Origin of the sequence: Brevibacillus sp. MS2.2 (assembly GCF_013284345.1) — a bacterium.
Taxonomy (GTDB): Bacteria; Bacillota; Bacilli; order Brevibacillales; family Brevibacillaceae; genus Brevibacillus; species Brevibacillus brevis_C.
The window spans coordinates 1-24,254 of the sequence record NZ_JABSUZ010000020.1; the positions used below are offsets into that span (position 1 = coordinate 1).

The 24,254-nt window shown below is 46.8% G+C and carries 16 protein-coding genes; 2 read left to right on the plus strand and 14 right to left on the minus strand.

Annotated features, from left to right (window positions below; all coding sequences use genetic code 11):
• The 6 genes from HP568_RS17985 to HP568_RS18010 all read right to left on the minus strand — a co-directional run.
• A partial coding sequence (locus HP568_RS17985) for an aminotransferase class III-fold pyridoxal phosphate-dependent enzyme (RefSeq protein ID WP_173629829.1) occupies positions 1-7,489 on the minus strand: 7,489 nt, incomplete at its 3' end.
• A 726-nt stretch (positions 7,490-8,215) separates the two neighbouring features.
• Positions 8,216-8,896, minus strand: coding sequence for a metallophosphoesterase family protein (locus HP568_RS17990; RefSeq protein ID WP_048033301.1), 681 nt, complete (start codon positions 8,894-8,896; stop codon positions 8,216-8,218).
• 173 nt (positions 8,897-9,069) lie between these two features.
• Positions 9,070-9,717: a nitroreductase family protein gene (locus HP568_RS17995; RefSeq protein ID WP_173629830.1), complete on the minus strand. Its 648-nt coding sequence runs from the start codon at positions 9,715-9,717 to the stop codon at positions 9,070-9,072.
• Positions 9,718-9,903: 186 nt separating this feature from the next.
• Positions 9,904-10,224, minus strand: coding sequence for a hypothetical protein (locus tag HP568_RS18000; protein WP_048033303.1), 321 nt, complete (start codon positions 10,222-10,224; stop codon positions 9,904-9,906).
• A 64-nt stretch (positions 10,225-10,288) separates the two neighbouring features.
• Positions 10,289-12,784, minus strand: a complete 2,496-nt coding sequence (gene parC, locus HP568_RS18005) for a DNA topoisomerase IV subunit A (protein WP_173629831.1) — start codon at positions 12,782-12,784, stop codon at positions 10,289-10,291.
• 2 nt (positions 12,785-12,786) lie between these two features.
• Positions 12,787-14,802 (minus strand): DNA gyrase/topoisomerase IV subunit B, encoded by a 2,016-nt coding sequence (locus HP568_RS18010; RefSeq protein ID WP_375154942.1) that lies wholly within the window; start codon positions 14,800-14,802, stop codon positions 12,787-12,789.
• Positions 14,803-15,287: 485 nt separating this feature from the next.
• Between HP568_RS18010 and HP568_RS18015 the strand changes: the two genes are divergently transcribed.
• Positions 15,288-15,665 (plus strand): YflT domain-containing protein, encoded by a 378-nt coding sequence (locus HP568_RS18015; RefSeq protein ID WP_048033305.1) that lies wholly within the window; start codon positions 15,288-15,290, stop codon positions 15,663-15,665.
• Between the two features lie 68 nt (positions 15,666-15,733).
• Here HP568_RS18015 and HP568_RS18020 read toward each other — a convergent pair whose 3' ends face one another.
• The 8 genes from HP568_RS18020 to HP568_RS18055 form a co-directional block, all read right to left on the minus strand.
• On the minus strand, positions 15,734-16,033 hold the full coding sequence (locus HP568_RS18020; RefSeq protein WP_007718819.1) for a DUF1292 domain-containing protein: 300 nt from the start codon (positions 16,031-16,033) through the stop codon (positions 15,734-15,736).
• A 139-nt stretch (positions 16,034-16,172) separates the two neighbouring features.
• Entirely contained in the window at positions 16,173-16,385 is a 213-nt protein-coding gene (locus HP568_RS18025) for a hypothetical protein (protein WP_017249136.1), read from the minus strand.
• Positions 16,375-17,241 (minus strand): ABC transporter permease, encoded by an 867-nt coding sequence (locus HP568_RS18030; RefSeq protein ID WP_173629832.1) that lies wholly within the window; start codon positions 17,239-17,241, stop codon positions 16,375-16,377. Before HP568_RS18030 ends, HP568_RS18025 begins: the two co-directional genes overlap by 11 nt.
• The gene (locus HP568_RS18035) at positions 17,238-18,170 is read right to left on the minus strand and encodes an ABC transporter ATP-binding protein (RefSeq protein WP_048033307.1); all 933 of its coding nucleotides are present in this window, start codon (positions 18,168-18,170) and stop codon (positions 17,238-17,240) included. Before HP568_RS18035 ends, HP568_RS18030 begins: the two co-directional genes overlap by 4 nt.
• Entirely contained in the window at positions 18,164-20,392 is a 2,229-nt protein-coding gene (locus HP568_RS18040) for a hypothetical protein (RefSeq protein WP_173629833.1), read from the minus strand. Before HP568_RS18040 ends, HP568_RS18035 begins: the two co-directional genes overlap by 7 nt.
• Before the next feature lie 14 nt (positions 20,393-20,406).
• Positions 20,407-21,483 carry a TolB family protein gene (locus HP568_RS18045; protein WP_173629834.1) on the minus strand — a complete coding sequence of 359 codons (1,077 nt, stop codon included), beginning with the start codon at positions 21,481-21,483 and terminating at the stop codon, positions 20,407-20,409.
• Complete coding sequence (locus HP568_RS18050; protein ID WP_007718835.1) at positions 21,480-22,034, minus strand: RNA polymerase sigma factor; 555 nt, start codon at positions 22,032-22,034, stop codon at positions 21,480-21,482. The genes HP568_RS18045 and HP568_RS18050 overlap by 4 nt, the downstream gene beginning before the upstream one ends.
• 137 nt (positions 22,035-22,171) lie before the next feature.
• Entirely contained in the window at positions 22,172-23,329 is a 1,158-nt protein-coding gene (locus HP568_RS18055; protein WP_173629835.1) for a trans-sulfuration enzyme family protein, read from the minus strand.
• 126 nt (positions 23,330-23,455) lie between these two features.
• Here HP568_RS18055 and HP568_RS18060 point away from each other — a divergent pair, with 126 nt between their 5' ends.
• Positions 23,456-24,151 (plus strand): peptidylprolyl isomerase, encoded by a 696-nt coding sequence (locus HP568_RS18060; RefSeq protein ID WP_173629836.1) that lies wholly within the window; start codon positions 23,456-23,458, stop codon positions 24,149-24,151.
• Positions 24,152-24,254: the final 103 nt, after the last annotated feature.

Consider the following 24,254-nt stretch of genomic DNA (forward strand, 5'->3'; position numbering starts at 1 on the left):
CCTGTCCGACTGCACCCATAGGAGCCAATTGCTGATACTGATCCAGGACATAAAGAGAAGCTCGTCCTACTCGATCATCTGGCATATCCTGCAAAAGTTCTGTCCAATCCGCTGCATATTTGCCCAGGTTGCCACTGGATTCACGTATCATTCTTTCCATCTCGTCGGGCTGTAAAAGCGATAGTGCACGAATTTTTTCCTGATCGTCTTCAGCAATACGATGCAAAAGATTGGCAAAGTAGACGCCCCACTGGCGAAGAATCTCCGTGGTTACTACCCCGCTTCGTGCATCCACATCCACCACAAGCTCTCCGCCCACTTCTGTCACGTTTACAAAAAGATCGTACTTGCTGTAAATGATCCGATTGGGCAACAGCGTAGCCTTCATTTGAGCGAAAGTCAGGTTGTGAAGCGGTCGATCCATATTGAACAACACCGAAAGCTCCGGCAAGTTCTGATGCGGCAAATTCTCAGCTAATGCTGCAAAGGAGTAGGCTTGATGCTTTTCCATCTCCGCCACCGCCTGTTTCACTCGGGACAAATACTCCGCAGCCGTATCATTGCCGTCAATCTCCGTGCAAACCGGCAACAGATTGACGCAGTTTCCGATCAAGGATATTTTGCCGATATGAGATTGACCCGCAGTAGGAATCGCAACCACCATTTTTCTATTTCCAAGAATACGATGAAGGAAGAGGTTAAAAGAAGCGAGCAAGGTAATAAACAGACTGTTCTTGTTTTGAATGCTTCTTTTTCTTGCCTTCCTTGTGATGTTACTGTCGATCTTGAAGGTAATACGCTCGCCTGTAAAAGATGGTTTTCCCGTTTCTCGTTGCGCTAAAGGAAAAACGAGCTTGGGGATTGGATCTGCGAATTTTTCGTTCCAGTACGTGAGCGCGTCCTGAAATGCTGGATTTTGCATCTGATCTTCTTGCCAGTTTCGGTAATCAGAAAACGGTGTAGAAGGCTCGAGCAATATTGGTCGTTTCTGTATAAGGGCCGAGTAGATATCATCCAGCTCTTTGATAAAAACAGCCATGGACCACCCATCCGCAATCATGTGATGGAAGGTGTAGGACGTCAGGAATTTGTCGGAAGCCAGCTTGATGACACTTACCCGATACAGGGGGTCCTCAGAAGACAGTTCAAATGGTGTGCCTGTTTGTTCATTCAATAGCTGATTCTTTTTTTCTTCCTGTTCCTGGGATGAAAGGTGGCTCAAATCCACGAATCGAACACGTATGTCCCTCTTGGGTAGTACCACCTGATACTCTCCGTTGGAATCAATGATGGTTCGCAATGCTTCATGGCGATCCACCATGGTTTGGACAGCCTGCTCAAACACAGGGATATCAAGCTCACCCTCGACCTGAAGGGAGGCGGTCTCGTTAAAAGCGGCTGATGCTTCCACGCGATATTTGGCTGCAAACCACATTTGCTTCTGTTCAGGGCTAAGGGGGAGCTTCAGTTGTTCCCCCACCCTTTCCACAAGCGTTGCCTCTGGCTTTAGCCCATCCCGTCTCGTAAAGTTTGTCATTTCGACGACTTGATTTTGTTTCCGGCCTCCATTTGGAGAAGTTGGGGGTGGCTCCGGCAAAAAGCCTCCTCGACGCAGATCATCAATACTTTCCTTCACCGCTTGGATCAGTTTCTCGATATCCTCATCGGAATGAGCAGTGGAAAGGAAGCAATTTCTGCCCTCCCATATATAAATGCCCTTGCTGATTAGATGATAGAAGAACAATTCTATATCGGTAAACGATACGAAGCGGAACAAGGAACCGCAATTGATCATCTGGATTGGAATTTGCTCGTTCTTAAAATACGCGTTAAGCGTATCTACCAAGTAGAGGGTCTTTTGAGTCAACGCTTCCTGAAGCTTCGGACCCTGTTCTTTCAAATATTCCAGCGTAGCGATCGCGGCATGCATCGTCAGTGGATGCGTGCAAAACGTTCCGCCCACAAATGTCTTTTTCTCCGCATTTACCGGGTAAGAATGATCTCCAAAATTCCAGGTCCCCCCGTCTACTGCATCCATGAACGCAGCTTTCCCGGCTACAACACCGATCGGCATGCCACCACCCGGAACTTTTCCATACGTAACGAGGTCTGCTTCTATTCCATACCACGCCTGTGCGCCACCAAGATGTATGCGGAATCCCGTAATGATCTCGTCAAAAATAAGGGCAGTGCCTGACTGGCTTGTAATCTCTCTGACTTCCTTCAAGAATTCCACTGGCTGCAGATCTGGACGGCGGCTTTGAACGGGCTCGACTAATACTGCGGCCAGTTCATGTGCATGTTTTTTGATCAGCTCAATTGATTTTGGATGGTTGTAGTTTAAGACCAGCACGTCATCCACCGTATGCTGGGTAATACCTGGTGCCATCGGTATGGCCTTCCCGTCCTGGGACTCAGGATCAGCAACAGTCAGAATGCCGTCAAATGTACCGTGATAGGAGCCGGAAAATAATGCGATTTTCGAACGGCCTGTAACAGCTCTGGCCAAGCGCAGTGCCACCATTACTGCCTCTGTCCCCGAATTGTAAAAGGCGACACGCTCTACTCCGGTTAGCTCACTGATTAATTCCGCTACTCTTCCAGCTACATCCGACATAGGACCCAGCGGAGGCAGATCAGATTGAATCTTCTCCTCCAGCTTTTTCATAATAAATGCGGGATTATGACCGAGCAGGTTTACCCCGAAACCCATCGTCAGATCTACATATTCATTCCCATCCAGATCCCACATTTTTGAACCAACTGATGCTTGCGTTATGATCGGATAGACCATTTCCTTCCAGTACGAACGGAATCCAGACACATTGCGATTGTTGGCATGAACAAATCGGTGCTCTTGCGTATACTTCTTGGAGTGCTTTGTCTTTTCCGTATAGCGTTGAATGAATGCGTTCAGATACTCTCTTTGCTGCGGTGTAAAATTGCCTCGTTCACCGATCATCAGTGGCTGATACGGTATAAATGGCTTCTGGCGTTCCTCTTCATTCCCCTTCACCTTGACCGGTGGTTTTGTCTCAGGTTTCTTGCTCTCGGGAGCAACAGGAGCAGATTCAGCGATTTGTTTTGGTACATAGCTTTGTTCCTGATTCAACAGATCCAATTGCTTTTGTAACAACGTTGCCATTTGGTTTTGGTGTTCAGACAAGAGCGAAATCTGCTTTTCAATGATCGTTTCAACCGCCCCAGTGCTTCTTGAGACTGGCATCTTCGTGGTTTGTTCGCTCGGCTCTGATTGTTGAACACTCTGAACTTCATTCGGTTCCGACACTACGTTTGCTTTCGGTTGCTCGATTGCCATCCATTCCATTTGTTTGGCAGAAGCGACAGCCGGGCTACTGGATAGCTCCAGAGCAATGTGCGCTGCTAGCTTATCCACGCTGGTAATGGTTTCGAACAACTCTTGAGCCGGAATGACCACTCCAAACTTTTCCTGAATTTCTCGATTGATTTGTACGAGCATAATAGAATCCAAGCCTAGCTCCAGAAAATGAAGGGATGGATCAATTTCTTCTACAGCAAAACCTGAAGCATGATGAACCAACTCTTTCAGAACTTTTACGATTGGCGCAGTTCCTATCTCTGACACAGTAGCACCTCTATTTCCGCTCATAGTATTCGTCTGTTCTGGAATGATACTGATCACATCATCTGTAATCCAAGAGCGATGCTGGTCGAAAGGATAGACTGGCAGTGGCATTTTTTTTCTCTTTTTGCCATCGCTGTAGAACGCTTCCCAGTCAACTGTAGCTCCCTGTACATACAAGTCGCATAATGTCGTTGCATACGAATACTTCATCTCTGTACTCGCCGTGTGGTACTTTTCCTGCACATCCCGAGCGGATTGACTCAACAGATGAACGGTTTCTTCTGGAACGCGCTTTTTACCAGGTGCGTAGACAAAAACATCTCGATCATTTTCAAGCCGGACCGCCAATCGGTCGAGCTTTTGTTCGAAATCACTGCGACTATGCAAAATGAGCGCAATGCGATAGGGAAACGTTTCTCTACCGGTATTTGCTGTATAGCACAAATCAGACAGAGAAAGCGGTCCGCTGGAAGAAAGAAACTCGCGGTATTTTTGAATCAGACGTTGAAGGGCTGACTCGGATTTGGTCGACAAGGTAAATACTTGCACCTCGTCTGAGACTGTCATCTCCGTTTCATTAACGGGCACATACTCTTCCAAGATAACGTGGCTATTGGTCCCGCTAAACCCAAACGAGCTAACCCCGCATCTCCGCGGATGTCCATCTGTTTCCCATTTTTCCAGTCTGTTTTGCGCATAAACTGGTGACTTTTCAAATGCAAAATTCCGATTCGGTTTCTGGAAGTGGACGAGGGCCGGTAGCTCTTTGTGCTTTAACTGCAAAGCAGCCTTAATCAAGCCAGCAATTCCCGCTGCTTCATATAAATGTCCAATATTCGCTTTGACAGTGCCGATTCCACAAAACTGTTTCTTCTGTGTATATTGTCGGAATGCTCTTTGAATTCCATCCAGCTCAACAGGGTCCCCCAGCTTTGTACCCGTTCCATGTGCCTCTATATAGCTAATCGTTTCAGGGTCGACTTGCGCATCCTCCCAAGCGTCTACGATCAATTCTGCCTGGGCCTGTGAGTTCGGTGCGGTAATCCCGACTGTAATGCCGTCTTGATTAACAGCGCTTCCCTTAATCACAGCATAGATGTGATCCCCGTCCTCGATGGCTTTGCCCAAAGGTTTTAACAGAACACTAGCTACGCCTTCTCCCCAACCTGTTCCATCAGATTGATCGTCAAACGCCCTTGAACGGTTGTCAGAGGATTCCATTCCAATTCCAGCCTTCAACGCCAGCAGGATGGTTTTGACTCCACCTGCCAATGCCATCTCACAATCACCATTTTGGATAGCCTTGCACGCCATATGAACCGCAACCAAGGAAGAAGAGCAGGCTGTATCTACGGTAACAGCAGGGCCGCGCAAATCAAGCAAGTGTGAAATGCGGCTTGCAATAATGGAAGGAAGGTTGCCTACTGCATAAGAGGGCAAATCCTTGGGACTTACCACTGACAAAAGGCGTTCGTAATCGTATCCTAACTTGGAGAAGCCGACATACACCCCTACTTTTTCCCCTGAAAGCTTGTGCCCGCCATAACCAGCATCCTCTAGCGTATTCCAGGCGTTTTCAAGGAACAGCCTTTGGTTGGGGTCCATTAGCTTCGCTTCTTTCGGGGTGATCGAGAAGAAAGAATAGTCAAACTTATCAATCTCGTCTAAATAACCACCCTCCACAAGGCCAGAATTGCCCTGCTCGCCTCTTACCAGCGATACATATTGTTCGGCGTCCTTTCGTCTCTGACCATGAAGCTCGTGAATGCAATCCTTTCCTCCCCGGATGTTTTGCCAAAATTGATCCAGATCCTGAGCCTGCGGAAACTTACAAGAAATCCCGATAATCGCGATATCCTTTTGCTTCTGTTGGCCCGTATCTGTCTCTTTTAGGCGATCAGTCGATTGATCGTCGTGGAAGAGACTCCGAGAAAGCTTGGAGATCGTTGGATAGGCAAACAAATCTGTTACGGCCAACGTAATCCCCATCTCTTCTTCTATCCGCCCTGCTAACTGGGTCAACTGCATAGAGGACACGCCTACGTCAAAATAACTGTCGTTTGGTCCCAATCTGTCTGATTGAAGCACCTCGCGGCAAATGGCAAGGAGTTGTTTTTCTACTTCTTCACGTAACTGAGGTGATTGATCGGTTCCCACCTCTTCTACCTGTTCGGTGATTCGGCGTTGCATTTCCTCGGAAACCTCGCGAAATGCTCCCGACTGATACTCCCTAGCCACTCTATATCGTTCGACTTTTCCACTCGTTGTTTTGGGGATGCGCTGAATCGGCAAGACCTCGCTTATTCTCCATCCGGTTCGCTCGTTCAAATGCGTTTTCACTTTCTTAGAAAGCGCAATGAACTCGTCTACACTTTTTCGGTGAAGGATAAACACTAGAATGTCTTCTTCTTTGCTTTTCTCGTTGAATACCCCGCAAGCAACGACCTTCCCAAGCTCGACTCCTTCGACTTCTTCAGCAATCCGCTCAATATCATGCGGATAAACGTTTTGACCATTCACGAAGATGATGTCTTTTTCACGCCCCGTAATGACAAGACGTTCGTTTCGCATAAAACCCAGATCCCCTGTTCTGAGCCATCCATCAGCCGTCATTACATTTGCGGTGGCAACAGGGTTGTTGTAGTATCCAGCGGTTACATTCTTCCCTCTAATCTGGATATGGCCAACCGTATCGCTTGGCAGCTCGTGATCCTCGTCATCACATATTCTTACCTCGCAAAAATCAATGGGGTAACCGACTTCTACTAGGGTAAGCGCTTCTGGATTTGTTTGATCCGTCATCTTGATTGGCTTTCCTATCTGGATAAACCTTCGATCCAGAGAAAGCGTAGTAAAATGCAAGTTTTGATCAGGTATCGATACTCCCACAGAGGCTTCGGCCAATCCATAGCACGGGAGCATGCTCGTTCTCTTCAATCCATAAGGGCTCATCTGATCCAAAAAGTGATGGATCAACTCTGAAGCAATGGGTTCTGCACCATTTAGAATCGCGCGAAGCGTAGACAAATCCCACTCTTCTGCCACTTCTGGTTTGAACCTAGACAATACATATTTATACCCAAAGTTCGGAGAAGAAGTAATTGTCGCCTTGTGCTCGCTTGCTTTCTTCAGCCATAGCGTAGGTCGCCTGATAAACAGTGAGGTATGAATAAAATAATGCTGAACTCCTGCGTACAACGGGGATAAATGGAACGCGATCATCCCCATGTCATGAGTTAAGGGCATCCAGCTTAGAAAAGAGTCAGACTCAGTCGTTTCAAGTCTGTTATTAATCGCAAGCACATTATGGACAAGGTTTTCATGCGTCAGGGTAACCCCTTTTGGATCCCCCGTAGACCCAGATGAAAATTGAATAAAGGCCACATGATCAGCAGTAGGATAATAGATTGTGCCCTTCTCTTCTGTTTTCACGGTCTCATCAAGCAGGAAGGACTTCGACTTCAAAGATTCCATTTCCGTCAGGTAGTTGTGTTTCCTAAAGAAATCCTCCAGTCGTTTCCAGACACCATCCGTTGTAATGAGATACGGATTGATTAATGTCCGCCAAACCTTTAACAGCTTAAGACGATGCTCTTCGTTATCCCCTACAGAGATAGGAACAGCAATCATTCCACCGAGTAAGCATCCCCAAAAAAGGCAGACAAAAGTTCGAAGATTACTATCTTCAATTTGAAAAACGACCTCATCACCAGGCTTGATTCCACTTTTTTGGAGGATAAATAAATAGCCAAGAGCTTCTTCATACAATTCTTTATAGGAAACAAACACCTCATTCTGGTCTCCCAAAATGAAGGTAACGCCTTTTTGGTCCTCGTTCTTCCACAATTCCAGCGCTTCTACTAATGTCTGAACAAAATGCAAAGCGTTGTTCCTCCCTTGTCCCGTGTTTGATAGTTTCTAGCCTTGTCTGGTGAGCATAACCACTCCAAATGCTCCCTCTTGCTCCCCACGTGTATACAAGAGAAGTGAATTTCCCCAAGCCGTCACTCACTGGTATCCGATATAAGCAAACAATTATTTCGTTCAGAATATTAGGAACTTTTACCCGGAAACCTTATCCACTCACCCGGAAGTCAAAGCTCAGCCCATTCTTTTTTCTTTCCGCACTTTGGAATGCAGCGACCAGATTCATGAATTACTTTTATTCCCTTTTATTGATTTTTTTTGAAGTTTGAAACAGTAAGAAACCATCGCCAGAATGAGATGGGTGATTCTTACCTTTTGCCAGGAATGAATGTATCGATTAATTGATTTTTTAAAATGGCTGGTTCTTTTGTCTTCTCTAGCAGTGGAATAAGGGCTACGGTTAGAGTAACAGTCACATTACAGCGACTATGGCAGGGGAAATTGGTCATTGATTTGCAAATATTCACGTGGGCTAATATGATGGTAAACAATAAGAATATGAGTGAGTTGGGAATATTTTACTATCCCAAATATTAGAAGACAAGCCTTAAATTATTAATTTTTGCAATTTATTTAAATAAAATTTCATTACAATATTACTCTGAACTTATCTTGACGCCTATCAAAAAGGCTTTCAGCCGCTCTTTGCAAAGAGAGGTGAAAGCCTTTCGTTCTTGTCTATTACTCTACCGAATAAACCTTTCGGCTGGGCAGCTCCAAGCAATGTAGACGGCCACCGTATACGGCACCTCCGTCAATGCCGATGATTTTATTTTCGCCGTAAAATACATCAGGTTTACCGTGCAAATAACTGGTCGGTGTATGACCAAAAACAACAGTTTTCTCACCCTGGTAGCCTTTATGGAACTCATCACGTATCCACATCAGCAGGTACGGGTCGGTCTCTGCAACCGGAGTCTCGGGATGTACACCCCCGTGAACAAAAATATACTCATCGGTTTCATAATAGCAGTCCAAGCCAGCCAAAAATTCCAGATGCTCTTTGACTGAAGAGGTGATTTCCAAGGCCTCCGGTGCGCCAGACTCCGTATCTGCTGCGGCATGACCATAGCTCGCCAACGTCTTTTGTGCGCCGTTTCGGAACCATCGTTCGATAAAGACAGGGTCTTGCTCGAATGATTTAACCATCATATGATCATGGTTGCCCATCAACACGATTGCCCCTTCTGCTTGGAGCTGTTTCACCTTGTCGACGACCCCCTTCGACTCTGGTCCACGGTCTACATAATCACCTAGCAGGATCAATTGATCGTTTTGTGGATCGTACTGAACTTGCTCCATCAACGATTCCAGTTTCTCCAATTCCCCATGAATATCGCTGATTGCCAACAATCTTTTCATCCTACACCCTTCTTTCGCTCGTCTGCGGCTTCTCTTTCGTTACTGTCATGTCTCCCTATTGTACGCCCCCTTTCTCCTGATTGCCAGCATGTCTGTTCCTCGAAAGCTTGCAAACGCGAAAAAAGCCCAGACCCAAAATCCTATCAGGTCAAGGCTATTCCATTTCTCCATGCTTATTTACTTGGCATCTCATTCCAGAACGTAATCTCTTCTACATCCAGGCGAGTAGTCGGATGACCAGGCTCTACCGCTTTGCCGACTGCAATCAACATGACCGTTTCATATTGATCCGGGATTTGGAAAGCTTCCTTGAATTTCTCGCTGTTATAGCCTCCCATTGGCACCGTGTCATACCCTCTTGCCTTGGCTACGAGCATCAATTGCATCGAGACGAGACCTCCGTCTACCAAAGCAATTTCCTTGATGATTGCTCGATCCCGATTCTCATAGCGCTTGTTGATGTTGTCGATGAGTGTAGCTTTTACTTCCTCTGTCATGTAGCCTGCTTCTACCGCTTTTTTGTAAATGCTCCCAGCTTGTTTGTAGCCCTCATAATCAGCAAGGACTGCAATGATCGCCGCAGCTTCTACCACCTGCTTTTGGTTAAATGCTATGGGGAGTAGCTTCTCTTTCAATGGCTGTTCATCGATAATCAAAAACCGCCATGGCTGGAGGTTAGAGCTGGAAGGTGCCAAGGTTGCTTCTTTCAGCATTTCCTTGAGTTCATCCCGCGAGATTTTTGCTGTTGGATCGTAATGACGTACGGAACGACGCTCCCGAATGACGTCCATAAAAGCCTTTTGATCGATGACTTTTTCCATGATTCCATCCTCCAGTGGTAAGGTTGCCAATTCAGTAAGTAACTAACTTTATTACACAACAACTCGTGTTCAAACTTTATCACATATTCCAATTTGCTGGCAATCTTTTTGTATGCAAAAAAACGCTTTGGCTAAACCGCTCGCATCCTGTCATGAATGCAAGCGCGTCACCAAAGCGTTTATTTGTTAAACCGGAGAAAAAGCGGATAGAACCGCTGGCTGTCTCACGGTGTCTCCATTCGGGAGCTCGACAACAAGATAGCCACTTCCTTCGTCCGCAGCTACTTCCCATCTCAATGAAAAAGCTTTGCGACTAAATGCTTCCTCTTCGTCCAAACAACCGAGCATGGTCTTTAATGTGTCTGACGTAATCGGCACAGGCACACTTGCTCCTTGCTCTTGTGGAAGAGAGAGCAGTTTCGGCGCGTCTTCGAAATATTGCACAGTGTCAAGGAGCAGAGAAACCTGCTGCCAGCTCAGCGGTGAAACAAAGGCTTCAAACGCCATCTATTCATCATTCCTTTTATTCACGATGATTTCCATCAAACAGGCTAGCCTGGACATTAGGCGTTTACTGTTGTCCTGCTGTGCCAGCTCCGTCTCCTGAGCCCTTTGCAGTCGCTTCGTCCTTCGGTTCATCTGTCGGCAAAACGGTTTCAAAAGCAACTGCTTTTACCCCACCCTCCACCAGATGTCGGCCGATGCCACCTTGCTCGTTGACGATCACTTGCTCTGTCTCAACAAGGGTCCATTCGTTCTGCGACGTCCAGGCATAAACGGTTTCCTCGATGAACATCGCAACAAGCTCATGCGGATTATTTTTTCGTTTACGAATTAACTGTACGCCTTTGCCTGCGCGAGCCTGGAGGGGGATCGCAGCAATGGCTGTGCGTTTTACAACCCCTTCAGCCGTCAACAAGCTAAAGGCACGAGAATCGACTTCCTCAATCGGAAGCATCGTGATGACATCGTCGCCAGGAGCAAGTGCGATTGCTTTTACCCCGCTCGACGCTCTACCCGTTGCGCTGACTTCACTGCGCTGGATTCGAATGCCCATTCCATCCTTCGTAGCACCGAGTATCGCCCCGGCTTCGTCCGCCACAAATACATTCACAAACTCGTCATCGTCGGCTTTCAGCTTCGCAGCTACCAACGCACTGGAACGATTCGTTTCGTATTCGGACAACGCCGTCTTTTTCATCAAACCATTTTTACTCACATGGTATACATACAGCGGTTGTTTGAAGTTTTCTACGATCGTAAAACCAACGATCCGCTGATTCTTCTCCAACGGAATGATGTTGACGAGGGCGGAACCGATATCCTTCCATTTATCGTCCGGGAAGGCGTTGACCAGTGTGGCGAAATATTTACCATCCTGAGTAAAGAAGAGAGCTGTGTGGGACGTATTCGTCTCCATGAAATAACGGACACGGTCCCCTTCTTTTACCCCACATGTCTCCAACGTTCCCCCCACTGATTTGAAGGAGCGCGGGCTCGTCCGCTTGATATATCCTTCGTTTGTGAGGGTTACGATGCAATCCTCTGCATTGATTTGCATCGCGATATCGATTTTGATTTCCTCGATTTCGCCCTGGATTTCTGTCAGGCGCTCTTCGGCGTATTTTTTCTTGATCTCGTTCAGCTCGCCTGTAATGACTTGAATCAGCTTTTTCTCGCTTGCCAAAATCGATTTCAATTCCTCGATTTCCTTTGCCAGCGTAGCCAATTCTTTTTCCAGCTTAACGATATCCAAACGTGTCAAAGAAGCGAGCTGAATGCTCAAGATCGCATCTGCTTGGTTTTCCGTGAAGCCGTATTTCTCCATGATGTTTTTCTTGGCATCTGCACGGTCTTCCGAATCCATAATCGTATCAACGATTTGACGCAAAATGGACTTGGCGCGAATCAAGCCTTCCACGATATGCTCGCGGTTTTGTTTTCGATTCAGATCAAATTGGCAGCGATTCGTGACGACTTCTTTTTGGTGGTCGATGTAAGCTCCCAGCAAAGCCTTGAGTCCCATCTGACGGATGGTTCCCTCATGAATCACGTTCATGTTGTAATTGTAATAGATTTGCAGATCCGTATTTTTGTACAGGTAGTTGAGAATCGCCTGCTCATCCGCTTCCTTGCGGATATCCACGACGATACGGACTTTTTTCTGCTCGGCCTCTTTCCGACCGGTTTCATCGCGAACCGCCAGTGCCCCCTCGATTTTGCGCTCCATTACGAGCTCATCGATTTGGCCGACGAGCTTCGACTTGACCACTTCGTATGGGATTTCGGAAATGACGATTTTTTTGATCTTGCCGCCTTTTGGCTCCTCTACATGGGTCTTCCCGCGAATGATGAATTGGCCACGGCCTGTCTCAAACGCCTTGCGAATTCCAGACAGCCCTTGAACAATACCGCCTGTCGGAAAATCTGGACCTTTGACGTGCTGCATCAGCTCATCCAGCGAGATATTCGGGTTCTTCATTTGTGCAACAGCCGCATCAATGACTTCGCCCAAATTGTGAGTAGGGATGTCCGTTGCAAAACCAACCGCGATCCCAGCAGCACCATTCACGAGAAGATTAGGAAATCGTGAAGGCAATACTGCCGGTTGTTGAGCCGAGTTGTCGTAGTTCGGGATAAATGTAACCGTATCCTTTTCAATATCGCGCAAAAGCTCATTGGCCAATGCCGACAATCTGGATTCGGTATAACGCATAGCGGCTGGTGGGTCTGCGTCCAAGCTACCAAAGTTTCCGTGTCCTTGGATGAGCACCTGCCGCATTTTCCACCATTGGGCCATCCGTACCATCGTTTCGTAAATCGCCGAGTCACCGTGCGGGTGAAAGGTACCCATCACGTACCCGACCGTTTTCGCTGATTTCCGGTATGGTTTATCGTTCGTGTTGCCTTCTTGGTACATGGCATACAAAATACGGCGCTGTACCGGCTTTAGTCCATCACGAGCATCTGGGATCGCGCGTGAGAGAATAACCAGGTTGGCATAATCCCCGAAGCGCTTTCCCATAATCTCCGCGAAGCTTTGATTAATAATTTGATTGGACAACATGCTTATTCATCCTCCCCCACTTCAAAGGTGACGTGGTTCTCGATCCACTCACGCCGTGGTGGGACTTTGTCACCCATCAAAACGGTTACCAGCTTCTCACAGTGAGCGAGGTCTTCCAGTTCAACCTTAATGAGCTTGCGCGTCTCAGGGTCCATGGTTGTTTCCCAGAGCTGATCGGCGTTCATCTCACCCAAACCTTTGTAGCGCTGCACTTCAGCACCGCGTCCAGCCTTTTTCAACGCCTGTTCCAGCTCGTAATCGCTCCAACAGTAGATCGCCTCAGTCTGCTTGCCCTTGCTCTGCCTTTTCACCTGATACAATGGCGGTTGAGCAATATACAAGTGACCAGCTGCAATCATCGGGCGCATGTAGCGGAAGAAGAAGGTCAGCAGCAGCGTTTGAATATGCGAGCCGTCAACGTCCGCGTCAGACATGATGATCACTTTGTCAAATGCACAGTTTTCGATGGAAAACTCTTCACCAATATCGGTTTCAAGCACCTCTAGGATCGTGCGGAACTCTTCATTCGCCAATACCTCGGAAAGCTTTGCTTTTTCCGTGTTCAACGGCTTCCCGCGCAGACTAAACAAAGCTTGGAACTCTGAATTACGCGCCTGTTTTGCAGAGCCACCTGCGGAATCCCCCTCGACGAGGAAAAGCTCATTGCGCTTGGAGTCTCTGTATTGCGGCGGAGTAAACTTTTCCGAAATCGATTTGCGCTTTTTCGTGGTTTTGCCTTTCTTGTCGCCGCGCAGGGCTTCGCGTTGTTTGCGCAGCTCTTCGCGAATCTCAGCAGAACGCAACGCCTTGTCAATCAGCAGCTTGCCTATTTCCGGATTTTCCTCGAGGAAGAAGCCTAGCTTTTCGGAAACAATCTGTTCTACGATTGCCCGTGCTTCTTCGTTCCCCAGCTTGTCTTTTGTTTGGGACTCAAACTGGACGTCAGCCATTTGCAATGACAATACACCGAGGAAACCTTCCCGCAAATCGTTTCCAGTCAAGTTCGGGTCCTTTTCTTTCAAGTACCCTTTTTTCCGGGCAAATTCGTTAAAAATCCGGGTCGTACCGTTGCGGAAGCCTGTGACATGAGTTCCGCCGTCCGTTGTTACAATCGAGTTGACATAGGACACCAGTGTCTCTGCATAGCCGTCATTGTACTGAAAAGCCAGCTCGACGTAGATATTGTCCTTTTCCCCTTCAAAGTAAACGATCGGATGAAGCGTATTTTTCCCCTCGTTCAAGTAAGATACGTATGATTTCAAGCCATCTTCGAAGTAAAACTCTTCCCGTTTCTTTTCAGGTCCACGCTCGTCTATTAAAACCATGCGCAGCTTTTTCAGAAGGAATGCCGTCTCACGAAAACGATCACGAATCGTCTCATAGTCAAAGCGAGCATTGCCAAACACCGCGTCATCCGGCAGAAAACGTACCGTTGTTCCTGTACGTTTGGTGGTCCCTGTGATTTCAAGACCAGTAACCGGTTTACCGACATGCTCAGTTCCATTTGCATCCACAACATATTCAAAGCGCTGCTTATGAATTTTGCCTTCCCGGTGGATTTCGACCTCAAGCCATTGGGACAAGGCCACGACGACACTGGAGCCTACCCCGTGCAAGCCACCACTTTTTTTATAACCGCCACCGCCAAATTTACCACCGGCGTGGAGCGTCGTAAAAATAACTTCTGGTACAGGTCGGCCAGTCTTGTGCATACCCGTTGGAATTCCGCGTCCATGGTCTTCCACACTGACACTGCCATCCTTGTACAAAGTGACGATGATGCTATCGTTAACGCCGGCAAGCGCCTCGTCTTTGGCGTTATCTACAATTTCCCACAGCAGATGATGCAAGCCACGCGAGCCCGTGGAGCCTATGTACATTCCAGGCCGCTTTCGAACGGCAATCAAGCCTTCTAAGACCTGAATATCTTCTTCCGTATACGTTAGTGTTTGCTGTGTTTCTGTTTCCTTCAATCGCGCTCTCCCCTCTACTCTTCGGACACGTAGAAAAACGATCATGCCTTTTTTACTGATGGCTAGGGTCGTATTCACCTTTTTTGAAAAACGCCGAGATGATTCAATCCCCATGAGAGGAACGTTTTCCTAATAAAAGCGAACACTTAATCGCTATTGTACCGTATGGTTCCCATAGTATTCAACGCCAGTAGCAAAATGGGGCAAAAAAGCCACCTCGCCCCTAGCGAGATGGCCGATTCTTCTCAGTATTCCTCGTTTCTCATTTCGTTCTGTACATGACATGCATATTCCATCAATTAGTGTAGCACTAATGGTGAAGATTGGTCAAAACGAAAAACCAAAACATCTGTTTCCCTTTCTCTATTTCTTCCCCCATCATCGTAAATCCTGCTACGATCATGGAAAATATGTCAATTGTTCTTACGTAGCGTTATCAGTTTGCCTCAGGTATTTCCATTCATCCGCACTTTGGCTATGGGCATCCTAGTAAGGCATCGATTCCTGAGGCCAAAAAGGGGGGAATACTTTTGATCAGTGCTACCAAGCCGTTTGTCAAATTCCATAAGTATGATGCTGAGCTAGCTTCTGATGTTCATGCGTTAAATGCTGCCGGATACAACAGTGATGACATCTGGGTTTTGAAATGGAATCCTGATAAAAATCACTCGAATCAACGAAACAATTTTTATAAATACAGTACCCACTTTGAAAGTGCCGTCGGTCACATTGACAGCATGGCGCATTTCTTTGACAATGGCGGTAAAGAACTCCGTACCCGTCTCGAAAAGCTTGGTCTTACCAAAGACGAGTGCTCGGCATTGGTTCGGGAACTGCAAGACACGGACTATACATGCCTTCTCGTTGTACGAGACCTTAAGGATAACATTATTAAAATGAATGACTGATCGACCGCATGAAAAAGCCACTGCTTGGGTTCTAACGCCAGCAGTGGCTTGTTTCCTTTATAGCGGGATTACTTGTCTTCTTTAATGAGTTCGATGCCTTCCAGCACTTCGTTCAGCTTCGCGTAAACAGTGCTCTCCTCGTCCTCTTCCAATGGTACCATTTCGCCGCCGTCCACTTGGAAAACGAAGATATCCACTTCTTCATCTTCTTCGCTTTCTTCATCTTCCACAGCTTCAGCCAAGGCAATATATTCTTTACCGTTCAGGTCGAACATAGCCAATACTTCGAAATCCCCCAACGGTTCACCGTTTTCATCGTCCAATGTAATGATATCGCCCAATTCGAGGTCTTTGTTCTCTTCTGTCAATGTGTTCACGTCCTTATGCTGATATTCGTACTCTGTTCCATCATACCGTTTTTTTCCGGGAGAAGCAAACAGGCGAATAACTCCGTGCTTTCCCTGTCCATGAAAAACAACCTACCACGTTAGGCAGGTTGTTAGCTGATTACTCACTATACTCTTGAAGAACACCTTTTTCAAGCAAAAATGCTTCTTCTGCCTGAAGAATAGTCACGATCGCTTCGCGTTTGACATACATTCCAGCAGATGCCAGACGGCTCTCAATCGCACGAAGCAGTTCTTCAAAATCAATGATTTGCACATCTTGATCGCTCACAAAAAAACCTCCCTTTTCCCATGCACCTTTCTCATTGTACACGAACAGGTCGTTTCTTCCAACTCCACCATTTTCGGCGGATTGGTTTTAACAAATAAGCGCTCCAGATGACGAGTACAAAGGAAAGAACCACGTACACACATGAGAAAAACAACCACGGTGCAAAACTAATGTCATTGGATTGATCGAAGGACTCGCCTAAAATGTCGAACAACACGATAATAGGGTTCGTCCCAGCCAGCATCTGCAACTCATACATGTTCCAAACATTCGAATTGATGTATCGTTCTGGATATGTCTGTTGCAAGGACTCACCGATAAAAAAGAACAGCAAGCCAGTACCTACCACAAAAAAGAAGGCAATGCCGTATGTGGTGACCGTCGAGATCGACGTTCGTTTAATCCATGTGGAGCAGAACAACCCCAACGACCCGAGAAAAAACATATTCACCGCGAGAAATAGGACGAGCTGGGCCATTTGTTCCGGGGAGACACTTCCGTACAGCATCACGATACTGTACAAAGGCATCGAGGCAACCAAGAGCAGTGTGGAGAACGCCAAAGACGTAATGAGCTTACTCAAAATAATCGTGCGCGTCGACAACTGGGTCGTCAGCAAAATAGGCAAGGTCTGGCGTTCTCTCTCTCCACTGATCGCTCCAGCAGTCAAAGCAGGTGCAACAAAGCAAACTATCGCGTAGTGTATCCCCGCGGAAATCAGAAACAGATCCCGGTTATCCCCTAACGATTCGGCCTTTAAGGGGTCCATGAGCAAAAAGCCCATCGGTATTCCCCCCATGACAACCAAGTAAACCACTAAAATTAGCATGGTCTTTCTTGAGCGGAATCTGTCCCGCATTTCTTTTACCAAAAGAGGATTGAACAAGAAGTCGCTCACTCCATACCGACTCCTTCCGTTATCGCTAAGAAGACGTCTTCTAAATCTTTCTTGGAATCGCCATAGTAGACGACTGCGACCTGCTCATCCAGCAGTTCTTGAAGCAATTCAGCTTTTTGTTGCTCCGTCCCTTGAAAGTAGAAGCGAAAGCCTCCCATATAGTCTGTCAATTGATGGACATACGGAGAGCTCGCTAATAGAAGTCCGGCTTTGTCCAAATTCCGCAGGGCTCTCAGTTGCATCCGGCTTTGTCCTGTGTCCCGATTGCTGACCTCATGCACAGAACCATACGCAATTAATCTTCCTTTTTCAATGACACCAATATCATCACACAGCTCAGCTAGCTCCGGCAAAACATGGGAGCTGATAATAATTGTCTTGCCCATTTCACGCAGTTGCTTCATAATTTCGCGCAATTCGATACGAGCTCGCGGGTCCAGTCCTGACGCGGGTTCATCCAAAATCAGCACAGCCGGATCATGTACGAGACAACGCGCTAATCCCAGACGCTGTTGCATACCTCGAGACAAAGAATCGACAAAAGCGTCTGCTTTGTGAGATAAATTCACCAACTCCAAAAGATCACCGACAAGTGCCCGTCTTTTGGAAGCAGGAATTTTGTACGCTCCGGCATAAAACTCCAAATACTCCACCGCTGTCAAATTGTCATATACGCCGAAAAAATCGGGCATGTAGCCAACAGACTGACGTACACTCGCAGGATCTTTTCGTACATTGTAGCCACAGACAAATGCTTCCCCTTCACTCTGTTCCAGAAGGGTAGACAAGATGAGCATCGTAGTAGATTTTCCGGCCCCATTTGGACCAATGAAACCGAACACCTTTCCTCGCTCGATGGAAAGGTTCAAATCCGTCAATGCTTGCAAATTGCCGTATCTTTTTCCTAAATGAACGGTTTCGATTACCATTTCCGTACCCCCTCTACCTGGAAAATTGGCTCTGGTAGAGCTAATCGCGACGTTCCATTATGGGAAAAACGAAGCAATACTGTTTGATTTGGCGTTAAAACTTGCTGGAGTTCATTATCGAGGACAAGTCTCGTCCCGCGCTCAACAGGTATCCATCTACCGCTCTTTTGGTGGAAGTATTCGATCCGGAAAGGCTTGAATGAGCTGTGATTCAGCGGAACCGTTATTCGCTTCATATTGATCGCCGCTTTATCTGTACGCAATTCAAACGTAATACTGCCCTTCCCAAGCTGCCAAATGTACCCGGTGCTGTCGAAGTCTCCTGTCATTTCATACATATCGGCATCAAGTAGGCCATAAGGACAAGTCACTAGACCTTGTTCATTCGGCTGGAATTGAATAGGCTGCTGAATGACATTCCAGTAATGCGATTGGTGAGGCACTTGCATTGTCATCAGAGGAAGAGGCTCTGTTGTTGTGCCGATGATACTTACCTGATTCCCCTCTTCATAATCAACGACTCTTTCCTGCATTTCTTTGATTCGTTCTTCCAACGTCTGCAATTCGTTTGTTGTTTGTTGTTTTCTTGGCATAAACAAAGGTTCAAGCACACTGTCAATCTGCTTTTCCTCGCCCTTTTTCAATGGCCCAAGCGAAATTCGCTGATAACCTATTTCAATATAAGTCTGATCATAGGCAAACTCCGTATTGTTTTTCACGTGCCCTTGCAGACGATTCTCATTGATTCGCAAGGAAGTTTCAAAAGCACCCATATCATGCTTTACCCCGATACCAATCGCCTGTTTCGGTGTCAAATAGGGAAGATTGCGGAAAGAGAGAACCTCATCGCCAACCATTAATCCCTCTGGTCGATAATCATTTCTCCCCAATGTTAAGGGTAGTGCAACAATCGAAGGTTCAAGCTGAACATCGTATTCGTTTTGATCCACCCCCAAAAACGTTGCGGCTGAGCGAACATGCGCCAGAGACTCATCTAATATGTCGATCTTGGTTACGGCGTAGCTGGTACTCGTTTTCACGACAGCAGGCTTTCCAACCGCGAATATAGCGACGGTCAAGAAAATTCCTCCAACCGGGATGACTCCCCACGCCCATTCAGGTTTTCTGATTCTTTTCAGAACGAAGTATGTCACTGGTGCGAGTACAATTGCATAGCCGCCCCATAACGCCACCATCCAGATCGGTGGAGGAGTCTGTACTTCAGGAATCTTCTTGCTCAAGTCAAGAAAAGGCCGGGTCATTTGATCCATATAAAGCTTTTCTTCAAAAATCTTCTTGGCACCATGCTGGATCATTGCATTTTGCCACAGCTGTGGATTGAATTGCCACGATGCCAACGGCTCTGCTGTCACATCATAGTTCACAAATAGCAGCAATCCTCTGCCGTACGATTTTGACACAAATAAGGGCAAGTCACGGTTGTATACACCGATTCTGCCATTTGGCGCGACATTCGCAATGTCATACTCACTTAATGCTTGCTGTAGCTCTATATTACCAGCTTTTCCGGCTTCCACAGGGAGGATATCAGCAAACCGCTGGATCATCCCATCTTGATTGGGACCTGCGGAAACAACCACGATCCCTCCTAGCTGAATCCACTCCTTGATCGCTGCCATCTGTTGATCATTAATCGTGGAACCACTATTACCAGCCAGTGCTAACATGTCTATGTTTTCGTAAATCCACGATTGGTCAGGTAACATTTGTTCCGTGAGATTTTGAACGGACAAGGGGCGATTCATTTTGGATTGTGATTGATTGACGGCTAGGAAATGAAACGCATTGCCCTCTTCGCTGATTACCCCAATGGTGCGCCCGTCTGTTGGATAAGGGATACGCAGCTTTTCGCTTTTGATAACTTGACCGTTTTGCGTTACCTGGACGTACCAATCATCGAGCACGATTTGGGAAGGCATATCAAAGTACACGGTTGTACTCTTTCCTTGCTCGAGCTTTATTGGACGCCGAAGCGTTAATTCATTATTTTTTTTGACTTGTCGCTGCGATAACTCTACAGCCCCAGTGAAATCCTGTTCTTGGCTGGTTACCTTTACGTTTAATCTCATCCATGATTCATATTTGACAATACCACTTAAAGGTATCTCGAATTGTATGTCTACGTTGCTCTCTGCCATAGCTGGGCGTATCGAAAAGCTAAGCCATGTGATGACAAAGATTAACACCCATTTCCATCTCATGCTTGTTCCTCCGCTCATTTTCGTGACGCCAAAGAGATATCCAGTTGTTGCAACTGATCATGACGTGAGATAAGCAATAAGTGCTTACCTTTGTTTGCCCAGTTGCCTTTGATCAGCTCTTCAGATGACTGGTTTCGCAATGGTAGCTCGCGTGTCACAAAAGGCTCTTCACTCACGTTTACTTCCATCAGCGTTCCATTTGGGTGTGTATAGGTCAATCGCGTATCGGAGCTCCACGATGCCCACTGTCCCACTGCAAGTGAGGTAACTTTCCCCGTCCGCATTTCCATCAGCTGTACTTCTCCGGCTTTATTGAAGGCAAGCAAGCTTCCATCTGGTGACCATTCAGGCTGGGAGCCTTCTACAAGCTTCCATTCCTGGAACGATACTGTGCTGCTCACCCAAATTTCTTCGACGCCATTTTTAGAGCGAGTAAAGGCAAGCGAATCATCATGTTCAGACCAGCTTGGTGAAGAGTATAATACCCCTTCTTCTTCCTTCAGCAATCGGCTGCTTCCCATGCTGTAAGCCGTTGGCATCTCCACAATCCATATCCGCGATAATTTTTTATCCTGCTCGACGACAGCGATTTGCTTCCCAGAATGAGACCATGCTACCCCCGTATATTTTCCTTCGGTTGGCGGCAACTTGATCGTGATTGGCTTTAATTCCTCATCGATCGGAATGGTTTTCAGCTCTGCATTGTTATGGATATAAGCTAGCTGAGTGGCTTTCTGGTCAATATCAACAAGCTCCACGGTTGCTTGTGCTGGCAGCTTAAGTACTTCATGCTCTCGAACGGCAAGAGTGGTATTGGTCCACCACACAAATCCGCCTATGGCAAGGATTAGAGCAGCAGCAGCGATTCCGCTCCATACCAACCTCCCCCATTTTTGGGGTGCGGCACTTGGAGCTTTTGCCTGCTTGGCTTCAAGATCTCTCATTTTCTGGAGCAATTGTTTTTTGAGGTCTGATTTTAACTGATAGTTGACAGGAACCGATCCGCGCATCTGCTTCAAATGGGCTAAGAGCTGGGTTACAGTCTGATCATCCGATTGATGATCCTGGGGGTGCTTCTCCTCTTCTCTCATTCGGAGTCCCCCCTCTCATACATCTTCTGAAGTTTTTGTAATCCGCGATATGAAATCATTTTGATACTCGATTCTGTTTTGCCAAGCACCTCAGCTACCTGACTGATTTTGAGGTCAGCAAAATAGCGGAGCATCAACACGTCTCGTTGATCCTGAGATAACAAGTCCAGTCGATCACGAAGCTGACGAATCTCTTCATTCGTCAGCGCCTGCCGTTCTGGCTGCCATGTGTCGTCCGGTTCTGCTCCTAGAAAATCTTCCTGGTCGACCGGTAACTCCCTGTTTTTCCGCATAAAATCCACATATGTATTGTGAGCAATACGAAAAATCCATGATGCGAAAGGACTCGTTCTGCTATATTGCTCGAATTTTTCTAGCGCTTTTAAAAAGACCACGGTGGTCAAATCATCGGCATCCCACGTACTCTGAACCCGGCATCGTAAATACCGGTTGACGCGATCAAAATATTCGTCATACAGTTCCGTAAATGGACGAGATTCATAATAATCTCCGGATGATGGCCCCGACGGTTGCTTCATAGCCATTCCCATTTGCGTTTTCCTCGGTTTCTTCCAGACTGAAGCATGTTCTCAGAATGGGCTTTCCCCACTGCATCCTGAGACTACTCTAACTAAGTATTACGTATTTCTTAGGTAGAAAGTTTCATGATGTGGCAAAGTTTTTTGAATTATTTACCTAATGCAGCATCTAATGCTAACTGAATGTCGGAAACAGCCTCGATTCCGACCGATAACCGTACCAGGCCCATCGTAATTCCCGTTTCCTTGCGCTGCTCTTCAGAAAAAGCACGGTGGGACGTCGTAACAGGATGAGAAACACTCGTCTCCACACCAGCAAGAGACGGAGCCAGCTTGATCCAGTCAAGTGCCCGGTAAAAGTCGTAGATCTTCGTCTCGTCTGTGAGAACAAATGATACCATTGCTCCCTGCTTTTGCCTTAAAAAAAAGAAAGTATCCGTAGGACTTGGGTAATACACTTGCCCAACTGCTGGATGCTCACGAAGAAACGCAGCAATCTGGCTAGCATTATCGCATTGACGCTCCATTCTCACTGCCAATGTTTTCAAACCACGCGATGTCAACCAGGCCTCAAAGGGACTGAGCGATGCACCGTAGTTGGCTACGATCTCTGTGGCACGCTTGATTGTCGCCTGTGCTCCAACCAGAGCACCTGACGTCACATCGCTATGTCCACCTATGTATTTGGTTCCACTATGTACCACGAGATCTGCTCCGAATGAAATGGGTTGTACCAAATACGGGGTCGCAAACGTATTATCCACCATGACGGTTAAGCCAAGACTTTTTGCTTCCTTGATCCAGTAAGGCAGATCGACAACAGTCAATAGCGGATTGGTGATAGTCTCCAAGAAAAACAGCCGCGTAGTTGGGCGAACATGATCAGCAAGCTTTGTCTTTTGGCCAAGTTGGATGCATGTAAGCTCGATCCCAAATCGCGACAGCTCCTTGTGCAGTAGAGCGTAGGTACCGCCATAAATTTCATGGGAAGCCAGCACGTGATCTCCAGGAGAAAGAACGGCAAGTAAACCCGCCATGATCGCTCCCATACCGGAGGCAGCACTGACACCTGCTTCTGCACCTTCTAAAGCAGCGATTGCACGAGCCAGCTCCGCTTGGTTGGGATTGCCATTTCGGGTGTACAAGTAGTCTCCTTCGCCGACGTAGTACTGTTCTACTTCTTCCAAGCCTTCGAAGGCAAAAACAGAGGTTTGATAAATCGGTGTAGTTTTGCTTTTTACTCCCCGCAAAGGGTCATGTCCGATATGTACCGTTTTGGTCTCAAATCGCTCTGCCACATTGATCACCCTTTTCTCCCAATCATACCATGCGAGATTGGAAAGGAAACTAGCGGATTGGCAAAAGCTCGACTATTTGTGTTATAATTCGAAACCGAACCACCCAACAGTATGAAACAAAGGAAGGTGCATAAGATGAGAAAGATGATGACAACTCTGTTCACATGTCTGACGGCAATCGCCTTGGTTACGGGTTGTTCCACAGGAAGCAATGAAGCCGCTCCTAATCAGCCGACTACGCCAGCAGAGAAACCAGCATCCAAGGAGCCAGCTAACCCACCGGGCCCAACCGGAGAGAAGAAATACGAGAAGGCTCCGGCAATGCAGATTGACAAAGCAAAGGACTATCAAGCAAAAATCACTACTTCCATGGGTGACATTACAATCGACCTGTTCGAAAAGGATGCGCCAATTGCTGTCAATAACTTTGTTTTCCTCGCAAAGGACAAGTTCTATGACGGCATCACGTTCCACCGCGTCATCAAAGATTTCATGATTCAAACAGGCGATCCATTGGGTAATGGCATGGGTGGCCCTGGTTACACGTTTGAAGACGAATTGAAAACTGGTCATAAATACGAAGCAGGCGTGGTTGCCATGGCGAATTCCGGTAAAAACACAAATGGTAGCCAATTCTTCATTGGTTCCGGACCTGACGTGACAGGATTGGACAACTCTCCGAATTACACGATTTTCGGAAAAGTTACGGGTGGCATGGATGTCGTTCAAAAAATTGCCGGAACAAAAGTAAAGAAAAACCCACAAACGGGTGAACCAAGTGTTCCTGAGCAAACGATTACCATTAAATCCATTACGATTACAGAAAAATAAGAGCAGCCTCAAACTGCACACGAAAGCCACTTTCTCAACGGGAAAGTGGTTTTTTTATAGAAGGAGCATCCGTTCATGAAAACACTTTCATAAATTTCTCGAT

Bases quoted from the DNA above. Each gene is read 5' to 3' on its own strand.
- HP568_RS17990 (WP_048033301.1), bottom strand. From the start codon at position 8,896: ATGAAAAGATTGTTGGCAATCAGCGATATTCATGGGGAATTGGAGAAA.
- parC (WP_173629831.1), bottom strand. From the start codon at position 12,784: ATGTTGTCCAATCAAATTATTAATCAAAGCTTCGCGGAGATTATGGGA.
- HP568_RS17995 (WP_173629830.1), bottom strand. From the start codon at position 9,717: ATGGAAAAAGTCATCGATCAAAAGGCTTTTATGGACGTCATTCGGGAG.
- HP568_RS18035 (WP_048033307.1), bottom strand. From the start codon at position 18,170: ATGGTAATCGAAACCGTTCATTTAGGAAAAAGATACGGCAATTTGCAA.
- HP568_RS18040 (WP_173629833.1), bottom strand. From the start codon at position 20,392: ATGAGATGGAAATGGGTGTTAATCTTTGTCATCACATGGCTTAGCTTT.
- HP568_RS18050 (WP_007718835.1), bottom strand. From the start codon at position 22,034: ATGGGAATGGCTATGAAGCAACCGTCGGGGCCATCATCCGGAGATTAT.
- HP568_RS18060 (WP_173629836.1), top strand. From the start codon at position 23,456: ATGAGAAAGATGATGACAACTCTGTTCACATGTCTGACGGCAATCGCC.
- HP568_RS18045 (WP_173629834.1), bottom strand. From the start codon at position 21,483: ATGAGAGAAGAGGAGAAGCACCCCCAGGATCATCAATCGGATGATCAG.
- HP568_RS18000 (WP_048033303.1), bottom strand. From the start codon at position 10,224: ATGGCGTTTGAAGCCTTTGTTTCACCGCTGAGCTGGCAGCAGGTTTCT.
- HP568_RS18010 (WP_375154942.1), bottom strand. From the start codon at position 14,802: ATGATCGTTTTTCTACGTGTCCGAAGAGTAGAGGGGAGAGCGCGATTG.